Raw genomic sequence first — 25,324 nt, 5'->3', positions numbered from 1 at the left:
GGGCGCTTAGGAGGCGAAGGAGATAACGGTCTTGCCGTTGGAGCGGCCGTTAGCGACCTTGTCCAGGGCCGCATTGACGTCTTCGAAGGGGAAGACGGTGTCAATGGAGGGCTTAATCTGACGCTCAGCGAAGATGTCAGCAACCTGCTGCAGCTGCGCGCCGTTAGATTCGACGAAGATGAAGTGGTAGGTCACGCCGTACTTCTGCGCCTTGCGGTCCATGGTGCGACCTGCCGCACCGAAGAGCAGCTGCTTCCAGAAGGGCATGCCCATGCGCTGTGCGAATGCCTTGTTGGGCATGCCGCGCAGGGAGACGAGCTGACCGCCGGGCGCCATGATGCTCATCTGCTTTTCAGTCTCGTCGCCGCCGAGGGTGTCGAGCACGTAGTCGATACCGCTGAGGGTTTCAGCGTAGTTTTCGGTCTTGTAGTCGATGAAACGGTCAGCGCCAAGACCCAGCATGCGTTCCTTACCGGAGGCGCTACCGTTAGTGATGACGGTCAGGCCCTTTGCCTTTGCCAGGGGAATTGCCATGGCACCCACGCCGCCGGTACCGCCGGAGATGAAGATGGTCTTGCCGGGCTGGGCACCCATCAGGTCGAATGCCTGCATGACGGTCAGGGCGGTCAGGGGAACGCCTGCCGCTTCTTCGTCGCTGAGGTATTCGGGTACGCGTGCCAGGGCGGCCGCATCCACGGCTACGTATTCTGCGAAAGCGCCGATGCTGTTCAGCGGCAGGCGGGCGAAGACGCGCTCGCCGACCTTGAAGGAGGTGACGCCTTCACCGAGGGCCTCTACGCGGCCGACGATTTCGTTGCCTGCAATCTGAGGCAGTGTGTAGGGGGTGATGAGCTTGACTTCACCGCGGGAAATCATGTTGTCGAGGGGGTTGACGCCTGCGGTGCTGATCTTGACGAGTACCTGCTGTGCGCCGGGGCGGGGTGCGGGTACATCGGTGACGGTGAGGGCGATGTTGTTCTTGTTGTAAGAAACGATCTGTGCTGCCTTCATGGGGTGTCCTTTCGGGTGTGGTGTTATTCGGTAAGTTCTAGTGCCGGGTTTAGCCGTGTTTGAGCCGGTTATGCGGGAGGGGTTTTTCCTGCCGCGGTGTAGAGGTTTGTGATGACGTTGCGCAGGCTTCGCTGCGCGAGGTCTTGAGCCAGCTTAGTTTGGGTTTCCTCGAAGATGGGGTTGACCGCCTGGAGGATGTGGGCGCCGACCGGGCATTCTTCGTTCGCGTTGTGGTGCGTGTGGAAGAGGTTGATGCTGCTGCTTTCCTGGACGGCGAGGTAGATGTCGAGGAGGCTAATGTTCTCTGCCGAGCGGGTGAGCTGGTAGCCGGGTTTGCCGCGTTGGGAGCTGAGGATGTCTGCCTTTTTGAGAAGGGTGATGATTTTGCGAATGTAACTGGCGTTGGTGCCGACGCTACGCGCGAGGTCTTCAGAGCTGAGCGTTTTTTCGCTTTCGCTGATCATCGTTAGGACGTGTAGTGCTACCGAGAATTTGGTGTCCATGTCCCCTCCTGGGTTGTGTGCCGCATACCTTAGTTGTATCCGTATCGGATACAAGTACAACTATGGCAGTAAAAGCTTACATCGTCAAGTTTTATATCTACGACGTGCGCCATAAACACAAAGACGGCTCTCTCCTTCCACAGCCACCCCTCAGAGCCCGCGCGGGCGTAGACTGAAACTACCCGGTTCCTTATGAGAAGCCGTCATCTTCAGGAGGATTCCATGAAAACCCACGAGATTCTGCGCGACGCCGCCAGCCGCCCCGGTATCGAAGCCGCCGTAGCCGTCAAGGGGCTATCCCCCGAGGCGCTCAACGCCCACCCGGGCGGGCACCCGAACTCTATCGCCTGGCTCCTCTGGCACGCCGGACGACAAATGGATATGCAGCTTTCTGCTCTGAATGGTCAGCCGCAGGTCTGGAAGACTCAGGGTTTCAGGGAGCGTTTCAACCTGGGCGAGCTCGGCGACACCATGGGCTACGGCCACACCGCCGAGCAGGCACGCTCCATCGTGGTTGAAAATTCTACGCTGATGGTGGAATACCTTGTGGCAACCGGCGAAGCGCTCGCCGACTACGCACATAGGCTGAGCGAGGCTGATTTGAGCGAGATTATTGACCTTTCGTGGACTCCGCCGGTAACTCGCGGTGTGCGCCTGGTCAGCCTGATTGACGACGCGGCCCAGCACGTAGGCCAGGCAGCCTACGCGGCGGGTATTCTTGCCGCGCAGAATTAAGAGCGGAGAGCTAAACCTCGCCCCAACAGCAGGCACGAAAAGGCGGTGGTGCCTCGGACACAACCATCCGAGACGCCACCGCCTACACGTCTATAAGCCGCTACTGCTTCTGTAGCAGCACCATTACCTCATAGTGGTCCGTATGCGGGAACATATCCAACACACGGCCCTGCACCGGCGCATACGAGGGCATACACTCCAGATCCTTCGCCAAAGTCACCGCGTTACAGCTCGAATACACCACACGGTCAATACCCGAACCCTTAACCCAAGCGCACAAGCTCTCACCAATACCGCGACGCGGCGGGTTCACCACCAGCATCTGCGGCACCGTGCCCGAAGACACCGCGAACTTCGGCGCATCCTGAGCCGAAAAACTCACGCCCTCCAGGCCGTACTCAGCGACCGTGCGCTGTGCCGAAGCGACCGCCTCCGCACTAATCTCAATGCCTGTCACAGAACCGCCGTCCATCACCGAAGCGGCATGCAAGGCAAAACCACCCACACCGCAGTACAGGTCCCACAGCGAGCGCGGAGCCACCTCACGCACCCACTCGCGGCCCTGCGCATACATCGCCTCAGCAACCTTCGTGTTCGTCTGGAAGAAGCTCTGCGGACGCAAATGCAAAGTCAGGTCATTCACCTGCATCGGCAGGGTCTGACGCTCCGAGAGAATAATCTCCTCATCACCCTCAACGCGCGCCACCGGTTCACGCAGCAGGTTCACCGACAGCACCGCCAGGTTCGGCAGCTGCTCATGCATCCAGTCCATCTGGCGGCGAATCGGCACCAGCAGCTTCTTTGAACGCAGCACGAAACGCACCATCAGCTCACCCGCCGCCGAAGCAGTCACCAGAATATTCTTCAGCTCACCGCGACGGTTCGGAATGTCATAGGGGGTCAGGTCCGCGCGCTGAATCAGCTCACGCAGCACCGGAATAGCGGCCTGAATCGGCTCCATATAGAGCGGGCATTCTCCAAGATCAGTGGAGGTGCCCGTACGGTAATCCACGATGCCCAGGGTCGGGTTCTTCGCCGAACCACCCACCACGAGCTTCGCCTTGTTGCGGAAGCCCGCCTCCGCGCTGGTCACCGGGTCCAGCCACTGCAACTGCGGGTAGTTAGCGAGCAGGGCGCGGGCGTGCTCCTGCTTCACCTGCACCTGCGCGGGGTACAGGGTTTCGATGTTGGTGCAGGAGCGGCAAAGACTCTCACGGTAATAGACGCATTCCATAAGGAGCCATTCTACCGCCTCCGTCGCCGGGACAGGACGCATGGGCACACAAAAGCGGGGGCGGCCACCCCTCATGGGTAGCCACCCCCGCCTCGTACGGATGCGTGGACCTGTGCCGGCTAAAGTACCAGCGTTAGGTCACCGCCGAAGGCCACTTCGGACCCTTCGGATTCCATAACTTTTTGCCCCATCAGGGACAAAAAGTTATTACATCATGCCGCCCATTGCGTCCGCACCGGGAGCAGCAGCACCAGCGGGCTCCGGCTTGTTCGCAACAACAGCCTCAGTGGTCAGGAACAGACCAGCAATCGACGCAGCGTTCTGCAGAGCCGAACGGGTCACCTTCACCGGGTCAGCAATACCAGCAGCCATCAGGTCCTCGTACTCGCCGGTCGCAGCGTTCAGGCCGGTACCAGCAGGCAGGGAACGAACGCGGTCAACCACAACGCCCGGCTCCAGGCCAGCGTTAGCAGCGATCTGCTTCAGCGGTGCATCAATAGCTACGCGCACAATGTTTGCGCCGGTAGCCTCGTCACCGGTCAGCTCCAGCTTGTCGAAGACCTTCACGCCAGCCTGAATCAGAGCAACGCCACCACCGGGGACGATACCCTCCTCAACAGCAGCCTTAGCGTTACGCACAGCATCCTCAATGCGGTGCTTGCGCTCCTTCAGCTCAACCTCAGTTGCGGCACCAGCCTTCAGCACAGCAACGCCACCGGCGAGCTTAGCCAGGCGCTCCTGCAGCTTCTCACGGTCGTAGTCGGAGTCGGAGTTAGCGATCTCTGCGCGAATCTGAGCAACGCGACCCTCGATAGCTGCTGCGTCGCCTGCACCCTCGATGATGGTGGTCTCGTCCTTGGTCACAACGACCTTGCGAGCGGAACCGAGCATATCCAGGGTTGCTGCGTCCAGGGACAGACCAACCTCTTCGGTAATGACCTGGCCGCCGGTCAGGATAGCGATATCAGCCATCTGAGCCTTACGGCGGTCACCGAAGCCCGGAGCCTTCACAGCAACAGACTTGATGGAGCCCCGCATCTTGTTCAGCACCAGCAGAGCCAGAGCCTCACCCTCAACGTCCTCAGCAACGATCAGCAGCGGCTTGCCGGACTGCATGACCTTCTCCAGGACGGGGACAAGGTCCTTAACATTCGAAATCTTCTGGTTCACAACCAGGATGTAGGGGTCCTCCAGGACTGCTTCCTGACGCTCCGGGTCGGTCACAAAGTAACCGGATAGGAAGCCCTTGTCGAAGCGCATACCCTCAGTCAGTTCAAGGTGCAGACCGAAAGTGTTGGAGTCCTCAACGGTGATGACGCCTTCCTTGCCGACCTTCTCCATTGCCTCAGCAATGAGCTTGCCAATCTCAGCGTCGCCAGCGGAAATAGATGCGGTTGCAGCGATCTCTTCCTCAGTCTCAACTTCCTTCGCGGAGGAGAGCAGAGCCTCGGTCACAGCCTCAACAGCCTTCTCAATGCCGCGCTTGAGGCTCAGCGGGTCAGCGCCAGCAGCCACGTTGCGCAGGCCCTCGCGAACCAGTGCCTGAGCCAGAACGGTAGCGGTGGTGGTACCGTCACCTGCGATGTCGTCAGTCTTCTTAGCAACTTCCTTAACGAGCTCCGCACCAATCTTCTCGTACGGATCCTCCAGCTCGATTTCCTTCGCGATCGAGACACCGTCGTTGGTGATGGTGGGGGCGCCCCACGCCTTCTCCAGCACAACGTTGCGGCCGCGGGGGCCAAGGGTCACCTTCACTGCATCGGCGAGGGTGTTCAAACCGCGCTCAAGGCCGCGGCGTGCCTCTTCGTCAAAAGCAATGAGCTTTGCCATAAGTGTCCTCCTGGACGATCGGATTTTTCCTTCACCCCTGCGGGTGCGGTACATCTAAATCGGGTGGTTTCCCCTCCACAACGCCCGCGTTACGGAAGCGCGGGCAAAGTAGGGCATAAAGCACCCGAATGCTACATCAATTGTGGCACCCGCGCCGGCATGGAGCAAACGTTTAAGCCCAAGGTTGAAGGGTTAATCGCCCAGTGCTTAATCTGCGCTCATCAAGCCCGCCTACAGGGGCATTAATGGTGCGCCCGCCGGGAGTACATGAGGGGCGTTAAAAGCATCAACCCCACCCGGCGCATCAGTGGAATTGCGCGGATGGGGTTGAGCAGAAGTCGTTATAGCAGAAACAGTGGGGCGCGGGCTTAGACTCACCCGGGCAACCGCCTGAACCTATTCCGATGCAGTAGCAGAGCCGGTGTAGTCCGACGACAGAATTACGATGACCTCGTGGTTGCCCATCTGGACATCGGAGGTTGCCTGACGCACCTGAGTAATGCCCAGCTTCGAGGCGATACTCTGCGCCTGCGACTGGTATCCCTCAGCGTAGTAGACCACGCTGGTTGCCGGTGCCACACCCGTGTAGTTTGCCGTCTCGCTGATGGTGTAACCGGTCAGCAGAGCCGCCGCACCAGATGCGCTACCCGCCGGAGCCGCCGCATTGTAGACTGCCACAGAGATGGACTCAGCCAGACCGGTCTTCGTAGCGCTTGCCGATGCGGAAGCGTTAGCCGGCGCGGAGGACGCCGATGCTCTTGCGGAGGCGGAGCTACTCTTCGCGGCGGATGCCGAGTACTGCGGGGAGGCGGTGCGCGGCGCGTACACGTACATCGCGCCGCCGATGAGCAGACCAACTGCACCTGCAGCTACCAGGGGGATAGCGCCCTTGAGGCTCTTTGCCGGGTCAGCATTGACCGCGCGGTAGGTTCCGCGGCGGGCGGTATTTTCGTCTACCTCATCAAATTCGTCGCGGGGGTAGCTCATTTATCCTCATTTCACGGGTCTCTGTTTACCGGCTGGTACCGTACCGCCCTACCGCGCGCGCAGTCGCAGCTGCAGAAGGTACGGTCTTGGTGTTCTAGTACCTAGAGTACCGGCTCAACTAGCGAGAACCAACGTGAACGCCTCGCAACCGGCTGTGAAAGAGGCAGACACCGCACAGTGTTTAATCTCTGGTTGAACTTAAGGTGTACGGTATCTGAAAGCAGGAGGTGGAAAGCTCTCACAGCTCCCCCAATTCAAACCCCTAGTCAGCGTCTCGGCGGGCACGCAGAACATCGATAATCTGCGGCGCTGCGGTGCATACCCGCTCATCATCGAGCATCACGTTCAGGCGCTGATAGTATGCAATCGGGGTAAATCCGGCGGCGATAATCGCCTTCTCTTTTGAGCCCTGGTGCTTGAAGCGGCGGCGCTCCACATCAAGGATGCGGCGCTCCACCGGGCTCAGGCCGCCGGGTTGGTTCTGCAGTTCCGACTGGTTTTCTACTTCCGCCTGGCTCTGCACGGTTTCAGTACGTTCCTGTTCTGACACATTCCCTCCTGTCTGTAGCTCACCTGCCACGGCGGGCGTCTCTAGCGTATGTATTCGTCATCCCCTAGTCTAGAAGAGAACCTCAGTCTAGAAGAGAACCCTAGCCTAGAGAAAGCCTCAGTCTAGAGAAAGCCTCAGTCTAGAGGAGAAGCATTCATCCCGCACCCCTCCCGTTACCGTCAGGGTCGCATCAGCCTCAGGAGATTCATGAACCAGCCCCTCAGCAGCATTATGAGCGAGGATTGGGCGGCAGCACTCGCCCCCGTCCAAGAGCAGATTCACGCCATGGGCGCTTTCCTGCGTGAGGAGCACGCGGCGGGGTACCGTACTTTCCCACCTGCTACCGATATTTTCAATGCGTTCCGCCGCCCGATGAGCGGGGTGAAGGTCCTTATTATTGGTCAGGACCCCTACCCCACTCCGGGTAATGCGATGGGTCTGTCGTTCTCTGTGCACCGTGGTATGCCTCTGCCTCGTTCGCTGAATAATATTTACAAGGAGCTGCAGGATGATTTGGGTATCGCCCCGGCTGATCACGGTGACCTGTCCTGTTGGGCTAATGAGGGTGTCATGCTGCTCAACAGGGTTTTGACGGTGCGCGAGTCTGATGCGGGTTCGCACCGCGGCAAGGGTTGGGAGGAGATCACCGAGTGCGCTATCAGCGCGTTGGTGGCGCGTAACCAGCCACTGGTGGGTCTACTGTGGGGCGCGGATGCGCGCAAGTGCGCACCCATGCTGCAGCCGTACCCGAGCGTGGAGTCGACGCATCCTTCGCCGCTGTCTGCTCATCGTGGTTTCTTTGGTTCGCGCCCGTTTTCAACCGTAAATTCTTTGCTGGTGCAGCAGGGTGCGGAGCCGGTGGATTGGACAGTCCACTAGGACGGCTCGCTAGGCACAGTAAAAGATCCAGCGTAAGAACTGACGCAATGGATGTAGCGAAGGGGCGGTAGCATGTGAGTTGAACTCGTATGCTACCGCCCCTTCGCTACATCCAATATATGCAATATTGACTATATACCCTTGAAAATAAGGTTAAGAATTTGCCGGCTCCACATTCCGCGGAGTCATAAAATGCTGTAGCGCATACTGCATCGTGTAATTGCCCAAGGCAACACCCGAAGCCATCGCCACAACAATTGAAACCGCCGTAATCATATTCTGTAGACCCAGAATCACATCCGTCTCAACCGTCAACAAATACATACCACGGAAGAACGACAGACCCGGCAGCAAGAACGTAATCGCCGGAATCGAGAAAATTGCCTGAGGCACATGCAGACGGTAGGCAAAATACGTGCTCAACGCACCAATCACAACCGCCGCACACGCCGTCGGACCACGACCAGTACTCGGACCGGCAAACATCTCGTAGCCGTAATACGCCGCCAAACCGCAACCCGTAATGACCATCAGCCAACCGACCTTCACCAGTTTCGTCTGCAAGGTAATTGCAAAAGTTGCAATCGCTACCAGGAAGAAGAAAGACGCCACCAGCGGGGTCGTCGGCTCAAAACGCAGCTGCTCAATATCCAGGGTCGGTCCGTTGAAAATATTAATCGCACTCACCGCGGTGGCAATACCAACCACCAGGCCCAAAAAGCTCATACCCGTCGATACAAAACGGCCCGCAGCCGTCACCGGGAAGCCATTGATCGCATCCTGCACGGCACCCACCAGACGAGGAGTCGGCAAGAACATAATCATGCCCGCAGCCACCACCAGAGGTGCCGAAATCGCCTCTCCTTGACGCTGAAGCACCGAAAGAATGGACCCTTCACCGCCCAGCCAAATCGCCAAGAAAGTCATCAGACCTGCACTAGCAGCCATGCGGAAGAAGACCGGAATACCAATCGAACTCAACCACTGAATCAGCAGATACACGGGAATAAAGATAATCGCAGCGCTCAACGCCGTCGCAAAACTCGCCCCCAGCGCCGCTGTCAGGGTTCCAGCACACGCTAGATTCGCTAGCCACACCACCAGAGGCGGGAACGGCTTAGGGCGGTGCGTAATCTGGTTCAGCTTCAAATCAGCCATTTCCAGGGTCATACCGCCGCGAGTGATCTTGTAAATCAGTCCGTACACCTCAGAAAGTGCCTCATAGTTCTCCGTAGAGGAACGCACCACACGCACCAAAGTGTGGGTGAAGCGCTCCTCAGCGTTCACATTGCGCTTAGCGATGCGGGACTCCATGTAAATATCGGGGTCCGACGTATAGTTGATGGTCACCGACTGGTTTGTAATATCCACTTCAACCGAGTCCAAACCATACGCCGAAGAAACCGCAATAATCGCCGAGTCAACATCCATAGCATCCGCGCCATAGTGGAACATCGCCTCTGCCAGGCGCAAGGTGAAGTTCAGCGTGTCACGAGCGTATTCCTTCTCGCGGCGGAATGCCTCACGACGCTCATGGTCTTCGGTACGAATAGTCGGCACAAACTGACGCTGAGCAATCCGCTGAGCACCGCGCGGGGCAGCCGGTGCAGCCTCCTCAGCGCGCACGAAGGAGCGGAGGCGACGCGAACCCCAACGGCCACCACTACCGCGCCCAAACAGGCCGCGAGAGCCACCGTTGACCAGCGGTACGGAGGTGGTGGACATTGAGACAGGTCCAGTTTTCGGCACGGCGGTAGGTTCCGCACCGTAGCGTCGGGCTGCGTGAGAGTTCGGCACCTGCGGAATCATGCCAGTCATAGGTACCGGTTGGGAGGGCCGAGTCAGCGCCGCCTCAGTCACCATATTGCTTGAAGTGGTGGGGTGCGGGTCCTCACGGTATGCGTCCAGGTCGTCCACAGGTATGAGGGAGGGATCAATAACGGTGCGTGCACCGTGACTGTTAGAGCTCGGCTCGGGGTCGCTGGCGGGCTCTACCTCCTGCGCGGGGATGCCCATGTCCGCAGCTACTTCTTGGAGTACTTCGCTGACAGCTTCTGCTGCGACGGTACCCTCCTGAGTTTTCGCAGAGGGGGTCTGCCGAGCCAATACACGGCGTAATTTCTCGTCGGTGACCTGGTCTAGTGAAACCAGGGGAAAACCGCGCTTACCGGCAATGTAGCCTTCGGTAGTATTCTGCTCGCTTCCTTCCGTCGCGGCAGTGTTTGCTTCGCCTGCATGCGAAGCTTCCCGCGATGTGGAGTTCGCGGGGGTGTTCCTCGATTCTGCCAATGTCCCTCCCAGATAGACAGTGCCTATTTAGTCTAACAAGGGCAGGATTCTGTGGTAGCACTGGCAAACAGAAATATCGCTTTTCTATCCAGCGGTTATATGAGCAAAAAAGCGCTCTACGATATCTACAATAGATAGCTTCGTTGCACTGGAGAGAAATATAGGTTTCTAGCATACAGAAAATATTTTGGGAGATATTTTCAAGGAAAAATAAATATTATATGTACATTAAGATTTATACAAAGAAATATCTTCCATGTACCTTCACTCATAACTCAATAAAACACGAATTATTCATAATAAAATAAAGAAATATCCCGCCACCGAAGTGACGGGATATTCACGCTTTAAGGCTGTAGCCTTCACAGCCTCCGAAGTGCACCGCTTAGGGTTCACCTCAGAGGCGAGAGTCAATTACTCAGCGTCGTGGTCGGTCTCGAGGATCTTAACCAGCGAGTCCAGAGCCTCTTCAGCACCTTCGCCCTCAGCGCGCAGGACAACAACGTCGCCGTGCTTTGCGCCCAGGGACATCAGGGACAGAATCGATGCAGCGTCCATAGCCTCATCTGCGGGCTCACCCTTAGCAGCAATGGTCACCTCAACGGGGAGGTCGCCAGCTGCCTCAGCGAAGATAGCTGCCGGACGTGCGTGCAGGCCAACACGGCTTGCAATAGTGGCTTCGCGCTCTGCCATTATGTTTCTCCTTTGATTAAGGAACTGAAAATATATCAGTACCTATTCTAAATGAACGGGGCGCTTCAGGACCCGCCCTTACTCTATAAATTGTACCGTTCAGCCATACGCTAACAAGTACAAAAATGCCGGATGCAAAAATAAGACCCTGCACCCGGCATTTTTACGGATCCGGACACTACCTCCACACCCCGTCGAGGGGCGGTAGGCAGAACACGGAATCGTTTTAAGGCTTAGAGGCCCAGCTCGTCCAGAATCGGCAGAGCCTTACGTGCGCTCTCCTTCGCCTCAGCAGAAGAAATCTGCTGCAGAGCGATAGCCGCAATCTGCTGTGCCTTCTCCTTGGTCACAGACTTCAGAACCGCAGCCACAGCGGGGATAGCGCCAGCATTCATGGACAGAGTGTCAACACCCAAACCAATCAGAACAACAGCCAGAGCCGGGTCAGCCGCAGCCTCACCACAGACGCTCACGTACTTCTTCTTACCCGCGGTGACCGATGCACGCTGAGCACCCTCAACGGTCATCTTAATCATCTTCAGCACTGCAGGCTGCCAGGGGTTGTTCAGGTGCGCCAGGTCGCCCAGCAGACGGTCAGCCGCCATGGTGTACTGGGTCAGGTCGTTGGTACCGATGGACACGAAGTCGACCTCGCCCAGGATAGCCTCAGCGTTCATCACAGCTGCGGGGGTCTCAACCATCACACCGTGAACGGGCAGGCCAATCTCCTTGAGCATGTTCGCGAAGTTTCGCGCCTCCGAAGTGGTCGAAATCATCGGAGCCATAACCCAGATATCAGCGTCGGAGTTCTCCGAAGCAGCCTTAATAGCCTCCAGCTGGCGAGTCAGAACGCCCGGAACGGTCCAGTCGGTACGGAAACCACGAACACCCAGTGCGGGGTTCTCTTCGGGGTTCACGTTCAGGAACGGTAGGGGCTTGTCAGCGCCAGCGTCCAGGGTACGAACCACAATGTGCTTGCCGGGGAATGCGTCAAACACGGACTTGTAGGTCTTAGCCTGAGTCTCGATGGAAGGCTCAGCGTCGTGGCCCAGGAAGCCAAACTCGGTGCGGAGCAGGCCAACTCCCTCAGCCTTCAGGCTTGCAGCCTTCTCAGCGGACTTGCCGTCACCAACGTTTGCGTAGAGCTCAACGCGGGTGCCGTCAGCCAGCACACCCTGACCGTCGAAGTCAGCGACGGGCTTGCGGTTTGCGTACTTGATTGCTGCTTCGCGGTCAGCGTCGGTGGGCTCGGTGTCAACGATGCCTTCGTTGGAGTCCACGTAGACGATGGTGCCGTCAGCAATGTCGGTCACGCCCTTAGCAGCCACAATAGCGGGCAGGCCCAAGCCGCGAGCCAGAATAGCGGTGTGTGCCTGCGGTCCACCGTCAGAGGTAATCAGTGCAATAACCTTCTCGGGGTCCAGAGTCGCGGTATCAGCCGGTGCCAGGTCAATAGCAGCCAGGATGAACGGCTCGTCAGAAACGGGGATGCCGGGAGCCTGCTGGCCGGTCAGCTCAGCAACGATGCGGGCACGCACGTCGTGGATGTCGGTAACGCGCTCAGCCATGTAGCCGCCCAGGGCAGCCATCTGGTCTGCGAAGGAGGTTGCGGCCTCCCAGATTGCGCGCTCGGGAGCCATCTCCTGAGCCTCAACTAGCTTGATAGCGCTCTTGATGAGTGCACGGTCGGTAGCCATCTGAGAGGTGGACTTCAGAACAGCCTTACCGTCACGGCCTGCATTCTCTGCGCGAGCCAGCAGGTCTTCCTTGACGCGGACCGATGCGTCCTTGATGCGCTGTGCCGCAGCCTCAGCGGTCTCACCGCTCAGACGCAGACCATCCTTGGGTTCCTCGATGGGCTTAGGCATCTGAAGAACGGGGCCAATAATGCGGCCGGCATATACGCCGACGCCCTTGTAGGTAGTCATAGAGTTCATGTCCTATCTGTGGTTTGTCTACAGTGTAACGTGTTTTTTCACACTCACGCCCGCAAACAGACGATCAAATGCAAGGTGAGGTTATACGGCCTTTACACGGATGCCTTAGAGCGGGCACCCAGGGACTTCAATACCACGTACAGCAACGCCGAAACAATGGTACCGGCAGCAACAGCCACCAGGAACATCAGCGGGTTCTGCGCCAGACCAATAATCCAAATACCACCGTGCGGAGCCGGAGAAGCCACGTGCGCACCCATGGAGATTGCACCGGCGATAGCGCCACCAACAATGGTCGAAGGAATCACGCGAGCCGGGTCAGCCGAAGCGAAGGGAATAGCACCCTCAGAGATGAAGGATGCACCCAGCAGCCACGCAGCCTTACCGTTCTCACGCTCGTTCTCGTTGAACAGCTTGGGGCGCAGAGTGGTTGCCAGAGCCATAGCCAGCGGCGGAACCATACCGGAGATAATGACAGCAGCCATGATTTCCTGGTTCACAGTCGCCCCCGAGGACAGGCCAGCGGTTGCGAATAGGTAAGCAGCCTTGTTGATGGGGCCGCCCAGGTCAGAAGCCATCATGGCGCCCAGAATCAGACCCAGCAGCAGAGCAGAACCGCCAGACATGGAGGTCAGCCAATCCTGCAGGGTGGTCATAACCCAAGCCAGAGGCGCACCGAGCAGCAGGTACATCGCCAGGCCGGCAACCAGAGAAGTTACCAGCGGGGTGATGACCACGGGCATCATCGAGCCAAGCCAGCGAGGCAGCTTCAGGGTGCCCAGAGCGTACGCAATCAGACCGGCGAGAATACCGCCAACAATACCGCCAAGGAAGCCCGCGTTCACCGCAAGAGCCACCGAACCGGCAATGAAACCCGGAGCGATACCGGGACGCTGAGCCAAACCGTACGCAATGTACGCGGCAAGAGCCGGAACCATCAGGCTCAGACCGAAACCACCGATGGTCTGCAGAACAGCACCCAGGTACAGGGTCCAGTGCACATCACCGAGGTTGAACAGGGTTGCCGAATCGAGAATTGCCTTGGTGTTCACATCGCCGAGATTCGGCATAGTAATTGCCTCGAAAACGAAGCCCAGGGCGACCAGAATACCACCGGCAGCAACGAACGGAATCATGTAGGAGATACCGGTCATTACGGCCTTGTAGATGCGCGAGCCCCAAGCGCCTTCGGTAGCGCCTGGGCTGTCCTCACCGCTGGATGTGGCAGCAACAACGCGTGCACCGTTGGGGTTCTCAGCCTCAGCTAGAGCCTCCGCAATCATTTCCTTAGGCTCGTCAATACCGCGCTTGACGGCAGACTCGACAAAGGGCTTACCCGCGAAGCGGTTACGCTCACGCACGTTCACAGACACCGCAAAAATCACGGCGTCTGCGGCGTCAATATCAGCCTGGGTCAGCTTCTCATTACCCGAGGAGCCCTGGGTCTCAACCTTCAGATCGTAGCCGAGCTCTTCAGCAGCGTACTTGAGGGCGTCCGCAGCCATGTAGGTGTGGGCGATACCGGTGGGGCATGCAGTCACAGCAACAATCTTCTTCACCGGAGCCGAAGCAGCGGGGGGTTCCTGAGCGGAAGCGGCGGGGGCAGCCTCGGGGGGCTTAGCTTCTGCCTTCTTCTCGCCTACGCCGAGCGCACCGTTGACCAGCTCAACAATCTCTTCAGCCGAGGAGGCTTCACGCAAGGACGCGGTGAAGCTCTTCTTCATCAGGGAACGTGCCAGGGTGGAGAGCAGTTTCAGGTGAGCCTGGTCAGCGCCGTCGGGTGCAGCGATGAAGAAAATCAGGTCGGCGGGGCCGTCCTTTGCGCCGAAGGAAACTGCCGGGTTGGGGCGTGCCATCGCCAGGGTCGGCTCGGTGACGGCAGCGCTACGGCAGTGCGGAATCGCAATACCACCGGGGATGCCGGTGTCGGTCTTGGATTCGCGTGCCTCGGCAGCCGCGTAGAGCTGCTCGAAGTCGGTAGCGCGTCCAGCGTTTACGACTGCCTGGGCAAGCTTGGCAATTACGTCGAATCGGGTCTCACCGAGATTCTCGTCCAACAGGACGAGATCTGCGGTAATCAGATCAGACATATTCCCTCCTCGGGTATGTGTTGGTGCGGGGATTCGCTCAGTGGTGCGGGGTTTCTCCCCTATATGGGTTCAAAGTGTGTGCAGTGTGTTGTGTTCGTATGTGTGTGGCTGTTTAGGCAGCACCGCAGCTTATATTCCCTTCTGAGAATGAAAGCTGGAGGTGTGAAAACAGCCCGAATTAGAGCTGCAACTGACGAACACTAACCTTCTCAGGAGCGGTCTGCTCTAGCGAAGGCATACGGGTACCGGGCAGGGCAGCAGCAGCCGAACCGTGAGCTACCGCCTGAACCAGGCAACCGGGGGCATCCTCACCACGAGTGTGAGCAATCAAGAAACCGGACAGCGACGAGTCACCGGCACCCACAGTGCTACGAACCTGAATCGGCTCGTGCACAGCGTGCCAGATACCCTGCTCAGTGACCAGCACGGCACCGCCGCCACCGAGGGTGGCAAGCACATATTCGATGCCGTCGCCGAGTAGCTTCTGGGCGGTGCGGGCGGTCAGCTCGGGGCTGGCCTCCAGCTCCTCCCAGTTATCGCTACCGGTCAACTGAGCCAGCTCCTCCGAGTTGGGCTTAATCAGGGTCGGCTTATGCTCACCGGCAACGGTCGCAATCAGCGGCGCTTCAGAGGTATCAATAGCAATCTTGCCCTCGTAGCCGGAGGCGCGCAGTGCCGCCACCAGCTCGGAGTAGTAGGTCGGCTCCAGACCCGGAGGTAACGAACCAGCCAGAACCACCCAGTCGGCACCCTTGGAACGCTCAACTACCAGCTCGTCCAGCTTCTGACGCAGTTCGGCATCAAAAACAGTGCCGGGGGCATTCAGTTTGGTGGTGGTACCATCCGGATCAACCACGGTGATGTTTGAGCGAATCGGCTCACCGGTGGGCAGGTTAGTGAACTCGACGTCCACAGCCTGCAGTGCGGTCAGCACCGGGTCGCTGGCTTCACCGGGCACAATGGCGAGGGTCGACACACCGGAAACCTGCAGAGCGCGGGAAATATTCACGCCCTTACCACCGGGATCCTGTACGGCACCGACAGCACGCTGCACGGCACCGTGAGCCAGGGGTGTACCAAGTTCAATGGTGCGGTCCAGGCTGGGGTTGGCGGTCAGAGTAATAATCATTAGGCAATCACTATCTCAACATTTGCGGCCTCGAGTGCCTGGCGAAGGGCACCTTCGGGCTCGCGATCAGTAATGAGGGTGTCAATATCCTCAAATCCAGCGAAGCGGACCAGGGATTCCTGACCGAACTTCGCGGAGTCACAAAGCAAAACCACACGGCGGGCTGCCTTACAAATTGCGGTCTTGACGATGGCTTCGTTCATGCCGGGGGTGGAGATGCCGAAGTGGGCTTCAATGCCGTTGGCACCGATGAAAGCAATATCGGGGCGCATGGTACCGAAGTGCTCTGCGGCGCGTGCACCAACAGCAGCCCAGGTCATCTTGCGCAGCTGGCCGCCAACCAGTTCAAGGGTAACGCCCTCGGCTTCGGCGAGCTTGACTGCAATGTGCAGTGCGTGGGTGATGATGATGCGGTCGTTGCCAGTCTTGAGGCTGAAGTTCTCGGCTCCGATGTGGTCGGCAAGAATTTCGATGGTGGAGCCTGCGTCCAGGACGATGGAGCCTGCCTCGGAGTCGCGCAACATCTGGTATGCCTTGGTGGCGATGCGGCGCTTCTCGGGGGTGTTCATGCCCTGTCGGGAGGAGATGGAGGACTCCAGGGAGGTGGACTGCTCAATGGTGACCGCACCACCGTGGACGCGGCGGAGCTTACCTGCCTCTTCCAGTGCGGCGAGGTCACGACGCACGGTCTCCATGGTCACATCGTAACGACGCGCAAGGTCAGCGCCGTTGACACGACGTGCGGAGGCAACAAGCTTTGCAATTTCGGCACGGCGTTCTTCTGCGAACATAACTCTGGTGTTCCTTTGGGCTAGTGGGAGGAAATCTGTGCGTTCTTTTCTGCATTCTGCTCGGCTTATATGGCCATGAGAGACATGGTTTCAGTGAGCCAGCAAAACACGTGAGGGTAATACTTGATTTTATGTGGGTTTTTGTGGGCGAGTCAATACAAAACGCTGTATTTACCAGAATATTACCCGAATGTTCCCTACCGAAACCACACTATATCGGAGGTCACCGCCTGTTTATGTCTGTTTGACCTAATAAATTGTTGGGTTTTCTCACTCCCCCACCATCCGCACAGTGTTAAACCCTACACAGCGCCCTAACAAGGCAAAAAGTGGAGGCGCAGGCCCCAAGAACCCTCAAAACCAGCGCCTCCACCGAGTGCAGCACCTTACTTACCTTGACGTTCGCGACGCACACGACGCCAACGATGCACACCCAAAGCACCCGCCGCGCCCAGCAGGGCACCCAAACCATTCATCAGCACATCCACCGCGTCACCTGTACGATCCGGCATGAAACTCTGAATCGTCTCAATGCAGGCGCTGACCAGGAACCCCAAGTACAGCACATGGGGGCGTGCCTTCGGTTTGAGCAGCAGGGCAAAGAGAAAACCGCCCGGAATGAACATTATGACGTTCGAGAGCTGCTCGATGCTCGAATAGGTGATGAACGCGGGTAGCCAGCCTTCGGCGTGGCCGGTATCCAAAAACTGCACCATGCGGCCGCCCATCTCGTTATCGTCCACGTGCACGGGCGCGAACACAATACTCGCCACCACCGCGCAGTACAGCGCCGTGACGGGCCAGAGAATCAGCTGCCACACGCGAGCTCCGGAGCAACCGCTACCGGGTTGTCCGTTACCAAACAAGGCGACCCGCCTCATCGAACTGCTTGGTCGAGTCCCACGCAAACAGGCCCGGCACGTCAATGGTGAGCGGTTCGGCATTCGGCACGGTCACGGTCCACTCTTCACCGGCGGCTGCGGAGAGAGCGCGGCGGATAAAGCTGCCGTGGCTGACGGCAATAATCTTCTGGTCTCCCGAGGCTTCAGAGAGTTCACGCACGATGCCGCGCAGGGTACGCACGGCACGAATGTACACGTCACGCTCGGATTCCACGTTCAGGTAGTAGCGTTCCGGGGCGCGGCGTTCGGAGATGGGAATGTCCAGGCCCTCACCGGCACCGTAGGCGCGTTCCACCAGCTCGGGGTAGGTCTTGTGCACCTGCAGGTCGAAGTGCTCACCGACCAGCTGCGCCGTCTCGTGGGCGCGGGACAGCGGAGAGGACACCAGCACGGTGAATTTCAGACCCATATCGGCCAGCTTCTGGCCTGTGGTGCGTGCCTGCTCACGGCCAGTGTCGTTGAGCGGAATATCGGTGATGCCCTGCATCAGGTTCGCCTTGTTCCAGTCGGTTTGGCCGTGGCGAATCAGGGTAAGGGTCGTGTTTTCGGCGCCCGCCGGAACTTCTTCAGGGCTCAGCTCGGGTTCCTGGTGCTGCACGAGCAGGCGGTCGATTGCATCGTCCAGGTACTGCAGGGGCACCTCGGTCAGGGAGGCGTTCACGGGAATCGGGTAGATGCCGTCCTCGTTGAGCAGTTCGGGGTGACGGTCCTCCAACAGGGCAGTCATGGTCAAAGCAATCAGCATGCCGTGAGCGGCAACTACCACGGTCTGGCTCTCGTATTCGCGGCGGACGCGGTTCAACGCCGCCAAGGAACGGGCAAGGAAGTCCTTCTTCGGTTCCACGTTGTATGCGTTATTGGACTGACGGGAGGCGAGAATCAGCTCGCGGGTAGCAATTTGGCCCTCTAGGTCGCCGAAGGAGCGTTCCTGGAAGCCGTCAACGGCACCGCGGTAGGGTATGCCCAGGCCTTCGGCTACAATTTCGGCGCTTTCTACAGCGCGGGAAAGATGCGAGGAGACGATAGCGTCCACGGTGGTGCCCTCAGCTGCCGCCTGCTGCAGGGCACCGATAGCGGTGCGGACCTGCTCCCTGCCGGTGTCGTTGAGGGGGATGTCGGTGCCGCCCTGGAAGCGGTGTTCAATGTTCCAGTCGGTCTGGCCGTGGCGCAGGAAGATGATGCGGGTTCCTGCCTCGGGGTCAGCTACCGGAGTGATGATGGGGGTGTTCTGTGCGTCGGTCATCCTTCTAGTATGGCACTGCCTCCGTGCAGTTCAAGGGGTGCGCGGCTTATCCCTTTTGCTGAAGCGTGCTCATACTGCGGGATGAGTTGCGGGGCGGTTGAGCACCCGGTCGGGCGAATTTTTTCAGGGTTTTCCCATATTTTTCAGCCTCCAGACGGAGAGGTAAGCCACCAAGAAGCTGAGATGATAGAAGTGTAATTCCGTTAGTTCATACCCAATAAAGGTTGTCATGACCCAGAATCCTCAATCTCAGAACCCGCAGTTCCTGGCTCAGAACCCGTACTCAATGACCCCTCCGCAGGCGGCGCAGCCTGCCGGTCAGTATTCCGCTCAGCAAGGTCATCCCCGGCAGGGTCAGCCCGGTCAGCCTACCCAGCAGAGTCAGGCAGGCTACTATCAGTGGCAGCAGGGCTACCCGGCTCAGGCACCTCAGCAGATGCAGCAGGCGCCCTTCGCGCGCGGTGCGATTATTTCTGCACGTAACCTGCACAAGTCGTACGGCAATAACCCGGTGCTGCGTAACGTGAGCCTGGATATTTTCCCCGGCGAGTCCGTGGCGATTATGGGTCCTTCCGGTTCCGGTAAGACCACCCTGTTGCATGCGCTTTCGGGCATTATCAAGCTCGATGCCGGTTCTGTGCTGTTTAATGGCCCAGCCGGTCAGGTGGCGGTGGAGTCCCTCAGCGAGCGTGGGCGCACCTCCCTGCGCGCTAACTCGTTTGGTTTCGTGTTCCAGCAGGGTCTGCTGGTTCCCGAGCTAACTGCGGAGGAGAACGTCTCCCTCGCCGCGATGATTGCCGGTGTTCCCCGCCAGCAGGCGCGTTCCATTTCGGCTGATCTGTTGAACCGTCTGGGTCTGGGGCAGATGCTGGATCGCCGTATGGGTGAGATGTCCGGTGGTCAGGCTCAGCGTGTGGCGATTGCTCGCTCCCAGGTGAACGGTGCTCCCGTGACTTTCGCGGATGAGCCGACCGGCGCGCTGGATTCGAAGACCGCGCGTGAGGTGATGGCTCTGCTGCTGACCATGATTCCGCAGCAGGGTAAGACTCTGCTGGTGGTTACTCACGACCCGAACGTGGCGGCGGCGTGCTCCCGGGTGGTGTATCTGCAGGATGGTCAGATTGTGAGCGATCAGCGCAATAACCAGGGCGGTGTTCCCGCTTCCCAGAACCACGCTCAGAGCTTCGGCGCTCAGTCTCAGGCAGGTGCATAATGCAAATCTATGCTCTACTCGCCAAGCGAACCCTATGGAGTTCGCAGGCGATTCTTCCCGTGCTGGCTTTTGCCGCCTCCTCGGCACTGTTTTTGACGGTTGCCGGTGGTGTTCAAGCGCTGAGTACGTGGCTTGAGCACGCCAACGTTGACCACGAAATGATCAACCTGATGGGCATTCAGAAGCTCTACATGGGTTTGGCGTGGGTTGCCGCTCTGGTGCTGATTGTTCCGCTCTTTACCTTGGGCGCTTCGGCTGCTCGTTTGAGTGCCCGCCGCCGTGATGAGCGTCTGGCGTCCCTGCGTCTGATTGGTGCCTCCACGACCCTGATTGTGGGGCTGTCTGTTGCGGACGCGCTGGTGTACTCTCTTGTGGGTTTCATCATCGGTCTGTTGCTTTACCTGGTGCTGATTTTCCCCTTTGGCGCTTTGCACTTCATGAACGTTCCGCTGGGTGCTGAGAATATGCTCCTGCCGGTGATCGTGATTTTCTACTGCTTCCTGGGCTGTATGGTCCTGGCGGCTCTCAGCTCCCTCTTCGGCCTGGCGAAGGTTAGTATCAGCCCGCTGGGTGTGCGTACCCGTGCGAAGGCTGGATCCGCCGGCTACATTGCCCTGGGTATCGGTGTTGTTTTGGTTATTGCCGTGATGATTCTGGCATCGACCTCCACAGGCTTCAGCATGTTCTCGCCCTTCCAGAACGGCGGTGCCGATAGCGCAATGAAGAACCTGGCGATTTTCATTGCGTTGCCGGGTGTGCTGATGATGATTGCTATCGACCTGATTGGTACTTTCCTCGTGTGGGCGTACGCGAAGATTCGTGTGCGCATGACCCAGAAGGCGTCGGTTCTGCTGGGTTACCGTGCGGTGCTGGAATCCCCGCGCGGGGCGTGGCGTCAGGTTTCGGGTGTGGCGCTGTCGACCTTCTTGGTGACCTTCTTCGGCCCCATCCTGATTCTGGCAGGTGAGATGAGCAAAGACGCAAAGGAAGCCGGTCCTGCTGCCGGCCCTTTCATGACCATCATGCAGGATATCTTTCAGGGCATGCTGATGATGCTGTTCTTCTCGTACCTGCTGGTCACTCTCTCCGCAGTGCTGAACCAGAGCGCCGCCATTTACGAGCGTGTTTCGCTGTATTCTTCGCTGAATATGATGGGTACCCCCACGAGGCTGCTGCAGGCTTCGCGCCTGACCGTGGTCTTCGGTCCGCTGGTGCTCATCAGCGTGATTTCTGCACTGCTGGGTCTGCCGCTGACGGCTTTGATTGCGGCTCAGGGTCTTCCCGGTGAGATTCTGGCGAAGATGTTCGGTCTGACCTTCGGCGCTATTGCGCTGGGTCTGGTGCTGGTCTATGCGGGCCTGCTGGCGACCATTCCGTTTATGCGTCAGGTGACTCATAAGCCGGTGTCCGCTCTCTAAACTGTTTTAGCTTCTGCCCTCCCGTTGCATCCGTTCTGGATGCGGCGGGAGGGTTTCTTCATCTGGTTTTCCGTTCTGCGGGCGAGGCGCAACCCCGCATGTTTTCTCACGCACCGGGCCACCGCTTCCATAGCCTAAACCCCTGTGAGAGACTGACATTATGTTTGAACACACAGTACCCTCCGATTGGTTCCCCCGCTGCGCAATCTTCGACTGCGACGGCATCCTCCTCGACTCCGAGACCGTCTGGAACGATGTGCAGCGTGAGCTTTTCGCACGCTGGTCTGTTCCCTTCACCGAAGAGGTGGAGCATCGCCTCACCGGCCTGGCAGCAGCCGATGTCGCCGAGGAGCTTGCACTGCTCTCCTACGAGGCGCAGAACGGCCAGAAGCCGGACACCGCCTCCGCAGAGTACGCCGAACACCATGAACGCGTGATGAAGGACCTGCTCACCACCGAGCACGAGGTCATCAGCTCCGGCGTGGACCTGATTGAGGGTGCGCAGAAGTTCCTGGGCTTCCTGAGCGAGCACATGCCGGTTGCGGTGGCGTCGAACTCCACCGCGAACATTCTGACCCTGAAGATGGAAAGCTACGGTTACGCCCCGCTGGTGCGCACCTGGGTCAGCAGCAACGACGTTCCGGCCGGTAAGCCCGCCCCAGATATGTACCTGGAGGCGGCACGTCGCCTCGGCTTTGAAGGTCACGAGGCGCTGGCGTTCGAGGACTCCCCCGCGGGCGCGCAGGCGGCACGTGACGCCGGTACGAAGGTCATGATTTACGTGCCGGAAGGCACCGACCCGGCAAAGGCACCGGCCGGTTTTGGGCGCTTCGATTCGTTCAACGACCCACAGCTCTGGGAGGCGGCACGCACCTGGATTGCCAAGCTTGAGGCGGCACAGCAGTCTGAGGCGGCGCAGGGCTAAGTGGCACCCGCCCCACCTCGTAGCAGCATAAAGAAAGACCCCCGGTCTGCTCCTTATGGAGCAGACCGGGGGTCTTTTATGCTTATCAGCTGCCTCTCTAGCACCCGCTCTTGTAGCCCTTTGACTTCATCAGCACTCTCGCGGAGCGCTACTTTTCCAAAGTGTCACTAAACGGTACCAATACAAAACATCACGAGAACCTGAACATTGGCAGGTTCTCGTGATGCTAGGTGTTTTAGAACTCCAAGGATGCTTATTTCGGCTGTTGCTTATAGAAAACAAAAGCGTACAGGATACTCATAAGTAGAACTACAACCTGAGCCAAAGGGTCAAGCCAATACACTTGTAAAATTACCACAGCCAACATAAAAAATACGGATTTTATGAAGGATGCCGCAGGTTGTACGTAGTTCTTATTTGCACGATATGCAGAGTACCCAACAAATCCACAAAGAATTAAAATACCGGCAACATTATAAAACATTGAATCATGCGAAGATGTAAAATAATAGAAAGAATAACCTGCGAAACATAATTCAGGTACCGGTATGTATCTAGTGTCGACCAACTTAATCACCTCAGATATTTATTCAACTTTTGCTTTCAGCGGTGGTATACACCAATCTGCGTAGAACGCGATTTCACGTCCTTCTACACAGGCTCCGACAATAGCTGTTGATGATATCTCTAGTTTAATGTGAGCCGGAATACTTTTATGATATCAATTAGCAAAATGGGAGTCAAGATTATTTTAGTAATAATTCAATAATAATTTGCACCACTACAAACTATAGTGTTTAGCGGCTAAAGCTCCCAGCCCGTTCTCTCTCCTCAGCAAACTTGCATCCTAAGTCGTCTTAATGCGCTTCAGATGCTCCTCTGCCTTACACATTTCTAGGTTCTTATCGCAGATACAGCGGTAAACAGTCTTCACTTCCCCTGTTGCTTTCACCCACCTCTCTTCTTCTTTCCTACGTGCGTATGCTTTTCCGCTGGTGCGCACCTGAATCACCAAGCTTGAAGCGACGCAGCAGTCTCAAGCAACGCAGGGCTAAGTAATTAGCACCCCCTCCCCCGGTATGAAGAAAGACCCCCGGCCCGCTCCTTATGGAGCAGACCGGGGGTCTTCTATGCTGTATCAGCCGTACCTACAGTACCTACAAGGCCTACAAGGGGCACAAGCTTATCGACGCATAACCTTCTTCGCCAGGGAGTTACCGATGAACTGAACCAGCTGAACCAGGACGATAATAATCGCCACAACAGCCCAGGTAATCTCGTCATTAAAGCGCTGGTAGCCATCCACAATCGCGATCTTACCCAGACCACCAGCACCCACGTAACCGGCCATAGCGGACATATCCACCACGCCGATAATGAGGAAGGTGTAACCCAGGATCAGCGGGCCAAGCGCCTCCGGAATCATCACGGTAAACAGGATGGTCATCTTCGAAGCACCCATCGCGCGAGCCGCCTCAATCACACCCGGATCAATGGAGACCATATTCTGCTCCACAATACGAGCAATAGCGAATGCTGCACCGAAGCTCATCGCAAAGACCGCCGCGTTCACGCCCAGGCGGGTACCCACCACAGCACTAGTCAGCGGGCCCAGAGCCGCAATCAAAATAATGAACGGAATCGGGCGAATCACGTTCACCAGAATGTTCAGGATCGTGTACACGAATCGGTTCTGGAAGATATTACCTGCACGGGTGGTGTACAGCAGAGCACCCACAATCAGGCCGACCAGACCGGCGCACAGCATGGTGATAGACACCATGTAGAACGTATCGCCGATAGCCGGGAGCAGCTTCTCGGGCAGGAACTCGGACCAGTCCGTCTTAGACGCAGCCAGCGGAAGAGTAGTAGCAAACATTTAGCGCACCTCCTGCACGCGGGCAACGGTCTTCAGTTCGGCAACGGCGGCATCAATGCTGGTGATTTCGCCGAGAAGTTCCAGGGTGAGGGTACCGTACGCCTTACCCTGCAGGGTCTCAATACCGCCGCCCACAATATTGAAGCGGACGTTACGGGCGCCCAGGTAGGACAGCACCTTACCGAGCTCCTGGTTACCCTCCACGATTTCAACGTTGATGAGGTAACCCTTGTGGTTTGCGCGCAGCTCAGCCGCTTCCTTGCCGGTGGGGGCGAGCTTGACGGTGGTCGCAACAAACAGCTTTGCCACATCGGTCTGCGGGTTGGAGAAGACGTCGTAGACGTTGCCCTGCTCCACCACGCGGCCGGACTCCATGACAGCCACACGGTCAGCAATAGTGGACACCACATCCATCTCGTGGGTAATGACCACAACGGTCACACCCAGTTCACGGTTGACCTTCTTCAATAGTGCAAGCACTTCATGGGTGGTTTCAGGATCCAGCGCGCTGGTGGACTCATCAGCCAGCAGCAGGGCGGGGCTGGTCGCGAGCGCACGAGCAATACCCACACGCTGCTTCTGACCACCCGAAAGCTGGTTCGGGTAATGACCTGCACGGTCGGCAAGACCCACGAAGTCAAGCATCTCCAGGGCGCGTTCGCGGCGGTCCTTCTTAGACCAGCCAGCAATCTTGAGCGGGAACTCGACGTTACCGAGCACAGTGCGGGAGTTCATGAGGTTGAACTGTTGGAAGATCATACCGATATTGGTGCGTACTTCGCGCAGTTCGGAGTCGCGCTTACCGGAAATCTCAAAGCCGCCAACGGTCAGGGTGCCGCTGGTGGTGGTTTCCAGGCCGTTGATGAGACGGACCAGGGTGGACTTACCGGCACCGGAGTAGCCGATGATTGCAAAGATTTCACCGCGGTTAATGGTGAGGGAGACGTTGTCGACAGCAACTACTGCCTTGGGGCCGCTGCCGAAGACCTTGGAGACTCCGTCCAGAACCACCATGGGCTCGATGACATCATCGAAGCTCTGTACCAGTTCACTCATAAGTTTGTATCCGTTATATGTCGTGGTTGG

At 58.0% G+C, this 25,324-nt stretch carries 21 protein-coding genes; 5 read left to right on the top strand and 16 right to left on the bottom strand.

What is annotated here, in order from left to right:
* Nucleotides 1–6: 6 nt before the first annotated feature.
* Together ACUXHH_RS01115 and ACUXHH_RS01110 are read right to left on the bottom strand one after the other, a co-directional pair.
* Nucleotides 7–1,011: an NADP-dependent oxidoreductase gene (locus tag ACUXHH_RS01115; protein WP_458390631.1), complete on the bottom strand. Its 1,005-nt coding sequence runs from the start codon at nucleotides 1,009–1,011 to the stop codon at nucleotides 7–9.
* Between the two features lie 68 nt (nucleotides 1,012–1,079).
* On the bottom strand, nucleotides 1,080–1,514 hold the full coding sequence (locus ACUXHH_RS01110; protein ID WP_279740961.1) for an Rrf2 family transcriptional regulator: 435 nt from the start codon (nucleotides 1,512–1,514) through the stop codon (nucleotides 1,080–1,082).
* 222 nt (nucleotides 1,515–1,736) lie between these two features.
* Between ACUXHH_RS01110 and ACUXHH_RS01105 the strand changes: the two genes are divergently transcribed.
* Entirely contained in the window at nucleotides 1,737–2,249 is a 513-nt protein-coding gene (locus tag ACUXHH_RS01105) for a mycothiol transferase (RefSeq protein WP_279740963.1), read from the top strand.
* Nucleotides 2,250–2,349: 100 nt separating this feature from the next.
* Here the strand turns inward: ACUXHH_RS01105 and rlmC are convergent, their stop codons facing one another.
* The 4 genes from rlmC to ACUXHH_RS01085 all read right to left on the bottom strand — a co-directional run bounded on the left by rlmC (nucleotide 2,350) and on the right by ACUXHH_RS01085 (nucleotide 6,850).
* Nucleotides 2,350–3,483, bottom strand: coding sequence for a 23S rRNA (uracil(747)-C(5))-methyltransferase RlmC (gene rlmC, locus ACUXHH_RS01100; protein ID WP_458390630.1), 1,134 nt, complete (start codon nucleotides 3,481–3,483; stop codon nucleotides 2,350–2,352).
* 207 nt (nucleotides 3,484–3,690) lie between these two features.
* On the bottom strand, nucleotides 3,691–5,313 hold the full coding sequence (groL, locus tag ACUXHH_RS01095) for a chaperonin GroEL (protein WP_049346117.1): 1,623 nt from the start codon (nucleotides 5,311–5,313) through the stop codon (nucleotides 3,691–3,693).
* Nucleotides 5,314–5,709: 396 nt separating this feature from the next.
* Complete coding sequence (locus ACUXHH_RS01090; protein ID WP_279740966.1) at nucleotides 5,710–6,300, bottom strand: LytR C-terminal domain-containing protein; 591 nt, start codon at nucleotides 6,298–6,300, stop codon at nucleotides 5,710–5,712.
* 262 nt (nucleotides 6,301–6,562) lie between these two features.
* Nucleotides 6,563–6,850, bottom strand: a complete 288-nt coding sequence (locus ACUXHH_RS01085) for a DUF3263 domain-containing protein (protein WP_279788378.1) — start codon at nucleotides 6,848–6,850, stop codon at nucleotides 6,563–6,565.
* Nucleotides 6,851–7,057: 207 nt separating this feature from the next.
* On the opposite strand from ACUXHH_RS01085, the gene ACUXHH_RS01080 reads away from it, so the two are divergent.
* A complete protein-coding gene (locus ACUXHH_RS01080) occupies nucleotides 7,058–7,729 on the top strand; it encodes a uracil-DNA glycosylase (RefSeq protein WP_458390629.1) in 672 nt (223 codons plus the stop codon).
* 153 nt (nucleotides 7,730–7,882) lie between these two features.
* Here ACUXHH_RS01080 and ACUXHH_RS01075 read toward each other — a convergent pair whose 3' ends face one another.
* From ACUXHH_RS01075 to ACUXHH_RS01040, 8 genes are all read right to left on the bottom strand, one after another.
* Nucleotides 7,883–10,018 carry a threonine/serine ThrE exporter family protein gene (locus ACUXHH_RS01075; protein ID WP_458390628.1) on the bottom strand — a complete coding sequence of 712 codons (2,136 nt, stop codon included), beginning with the start codon at nucleotides 10,016–10,018 and terminating at the stop codon, nucleotides 7,883–7,885.
* Between the two features lie 414 nt (nucleotides 10,019–10,432).
* Nucleotides 10,433–10,711 carry an HPr family phosphocarrier protein gene (locus tag ACUXHH_RS01070; protein WP_005504506.1) on the bottom strand — a complete coding sequence of 93 codons (279 nt, stop codon included), beginning with the start codon at nucleotides 10,709–10,711 and terminating at the stop codon, nucleotides 10,433–10,435.
* A 233-nt stretch (nucleotides 10,712–10,944) separates the two neighbouring features.
* On the bottom strand, nucleotides 10,945–12,639 hold the full coding sequence (gene ptsP, locus ACUXHH_RS01065) for a phosphoenolpyruvate--protein phosphotransferase (protein ID WP_458390627.1): 1,695 nt from the start codon (nucleotides 12,637–12,639) through the stop codon (nucleotides 10,945–10,947).
* Nucleotides 12,640–12,740: 101 nt separating this feature from the next.
* Entirely contained in the window at nucleotides 12,741–14,738 is a 1,998-nt protein-coding gene (locus tag ACUXHH_RS01060; protein ID WP_458390626.1) for a PTS fructose transporter subunit IIABC, read from the bottom strand.
* Between the two features lie 178 nt (nucleotides 14,739–14,916).
* Entirely contained in the window at nucleotides 14,917–15,867 is a 951-nt protein-coding gene (locus tag ACUXHH_RS01055; protein WP_279740974.1) for a 1-phosphofructokinase family hexose kinase, read from the bottom strand.
* Nucleotides 15,867–16,658, bottom strand: coding sequence for a DeoR/GlpR family DNA-binding transcription regulator (locus tag ACUXHH_RS01050; protein ID WP_049357323.1), 792 nt, complete (start codon nucleotides 16,656–16,658; stop codon nucleotides 15,867–15,869). Before ACUXHH_RS01050 ends, ACUXHH_RS01055 begins: the two co-directional genes overlap by 1 nt.
* 386 nt (nucleotides 16,659–17,044) lie before the next feature.
* A complete protein-coding gene (locus ACUXHH_RS01045; protein ID WP_314079455.1) occupies nucleotides 17,045–17,479 on the bottom strand; it encodes a VanZ family protein in 435 nt (144 codons plus the stop codon).
* A gap of 34 nt (nucleotides 17,480–17,513) precedes the next feature.
* Nucleotides 17,514–18,803 (bottom strand): histidine phosphatase family protein, encoded by a 1,290-nt coding sequence (locus tag ACUXHH_RS01040; protein ID WP_458390625.1) that lies wholly within the window; start codon nucleotides 18,801–18,803, stop codon nucleotides 17,514–17,516.
* A 229-nt stretch (nucleotides 18,804–19,032) separates the two neighbouring features.
* On the opposite strand from ACUXHH_RS01040, the gene ACUXHH_RS01035 reads away from it, so the two are divergent.
* From ACUXHH_RS01035 to ACUXHH_RS01025, 3 genes are all read left to right on the top strand, one after another.
* Entirely contained in the window at nucleotides 19,033–20,016 is a 984-nt protein-coding gene (locus tag ACUXHH_RS01035) for an ABC transporter ATP-binding protein (protein ID WP_458390624.1), read from the top strand.
* On the top strand, nucleotides 20,016–21,434 hold the full coding sequence (locus ACUXHH_RS01030; protein WP_279740981.1) for an ABC transporter permease: 1,419 nt from the start codon (nucleotides 20,016–20,018) through the stop codon (nucleotides 21,432–21,434). The genes ACUXHH_RS01035 and ACUXHH_RS01030 overlap by 1 nt, the downstream gene beginning before the upstream one ends.
* Before the next feature lie 160 nt (nucleotides 21,435–21,594).
* The gene (locus ACUXHH_RS01025; RefSeq protein WP_458390623.1) at nucleotides 21,595–22,359 is read left to right on the top strand and encodes an HAD family hydrolase; all 765 of its coding nucleotides are present in this window, start codon (nucleotides 21,595–21,597) and stop codon (nucleotides 22,357–22,359) included.
* 1,183 nt (nucleotides 22,360–23,542) lie between these two features.
* Here the strand turns inward: ACUXHH_RS01025 and ACUXHH_RS01020 are convergent.
* Nucleotides 23,543–24,238 (bottom strand): methionine ABC transporter permease, encoded by a 696-nt coding sequence (locus ACUXHH_RS01020; RefSeq protein ID WP_371568821.1) that lies wholly within the window; start codon nucleotides 24,236–24,238, stop codon nucleotides 23,543–23,545.
* On the bottom strand, nucleotides 24,239–25,294 hold the full coding sequence (locus ACUXHH_RS01015) for a methionine ABC transporter ATP-binding protein (RefSeq protein WP_458390622.1): 1,056 nt from the start codon (nucleotides 25,292–25,294) through the stop codon (nucleotides 24,239–24,241). It lies immediately after the preceding gene.
* Nucleotides 25,295–25,324 lie beyond the last annotated feature (30 nt).

This window comes from Rothia sp. 110740021-2 (assembly GCF_054263775.1).
Note: the sequence above shows the minus strand (reverse complement) of the source record. Positions and strands in the feature narration are given on the sequence as shown.

Bases quoted from the DNA above. Each gene is read 5' to 3' on its own strand.
- rlmC (WP_458390630.1), bottom strand. From the start codon at position 3,483: ATGGAATGCGTCTATTACCGTGAGAGTCTTTGCCGCTCCTGCACCAAC.
- groL (WP_049346117.1), bottom strand. From the start codon at position 5,313: ATGGCAAAGCTCATTGCTTTTGACGAAGAGGCACGCCGCGGCCTTGAG.
- ACUXHH_RS01055 (WP_279740974.1), bottom strand. From the start codon at position 15,867: ATGATTATTACTCTGACCGCCAACCCCAGCCTGGACCGCACCATTGAA.
- ACUXHH_RS01035 (WP_458390624.1), top strand. From the start codon at position 19,033: ATGACCCAGAATCCTCAATCTCAGAACCCGCAGTTCCTGGCTCAGAAC.
- ACUXHH_RS01110 (WP_279740961.1), bottom strand. From the start codon at position 1,514: ATGGACACCAAATTCTCGGTAGCACTACACGTCCTAACGATGATCAGC.
- ACUXHH_RS01070 (WP_005504506.1), bottom strand. From the start codon at position 10,711: ATGGCAGAGCGCGAAGCCACTATTGCAAGCCGTGTTGGCCTGCACGCA.
- ACUXHH_RS01060 (WP_458390626.1), bottom strand. From the start codon at position 14,738: ATGTCTGATCTGATTACCGCAGATCTCGTCCTGTTGGACGAGAATCTC.
- ACUXHH_RS01040 (WP_458390625.1), bottom strand. From the start codon at position 18,803: ATGACCGACGCACAGAACACCCCCATCATCACTCCGGTAGCTGACCCC.
- ACUXHH_RS01050 (WP_049357323.1), bottom strand. From the start codon at position 16,658: ATGTTCGCAGAAGAACGCCGTGCCGAAATTGCAAAGCTTGTTGCCTCC.
- ACUXHH_RS01015 (WP_458390622.1), bottom strand. From the start codon at position 25,294: ATGAGTGAACTGGTACAGAGCTTCGATGATGTCATCGAGCCCATGGTG.
- ACUXHH_RS01105 (WP_279740963.1), top strand. From the start codon at position 1,737: ATGAAAACCCACGAGATTCTGCGCGACGCCGCCAGCCGCCCCGGTATC.
- ACUXHH_RS01080 (WP_458390629.1), top strand. From the start codon at position 7,058: ATGAACCAGCCCCTCAGCAGCATTATGAGCGAGGATTGGGCGGCAGCA.
- ptsP (WP_458390627.1), bottom strand. From the start codon at position 12,639: ATGACTACCTACAAGGGCGTCGGCGTATATGCCGGCCGCATTATTGGC.
- ACUXHH_RS01115 (WP_458390631.1), bottom strand. From the start codon at position 1,011: ATGAAGGCAGCACAGATCGTTTCTTACAACAAGAACAACATCGCCCTC.
- ACUXHH_RS01025 (WP_458390623.1), top strand. From the start codon at position 21,595: ATGTTTGAACACACAGTACCCTCCGATTGGTTCCCCCGCTGCGCAATC.
- ACUXHH_RS01020 (WP_371568821.1), bottom strand. From the start codon at position 24,238: ATGTTTGCTACTACTCTTCCGCTGGCTGCGTCTAAGACGGACTGGTCC.
- ACUXHH_RS01090 (WP_279740966.1), bottom strand. From the start codon at position 6,300: ATGAGCTACCCCCGCGACGAATTTGATGAGGTAGACGAAAATACCGCC.
- ACUXHH_RS01030 (WP_279740981.1), top strand. From the start codon at position 20,016: ATGCAAATCTATGCTCTACTCGCCAAGCGAACCCTATGGAGTTCGCAG.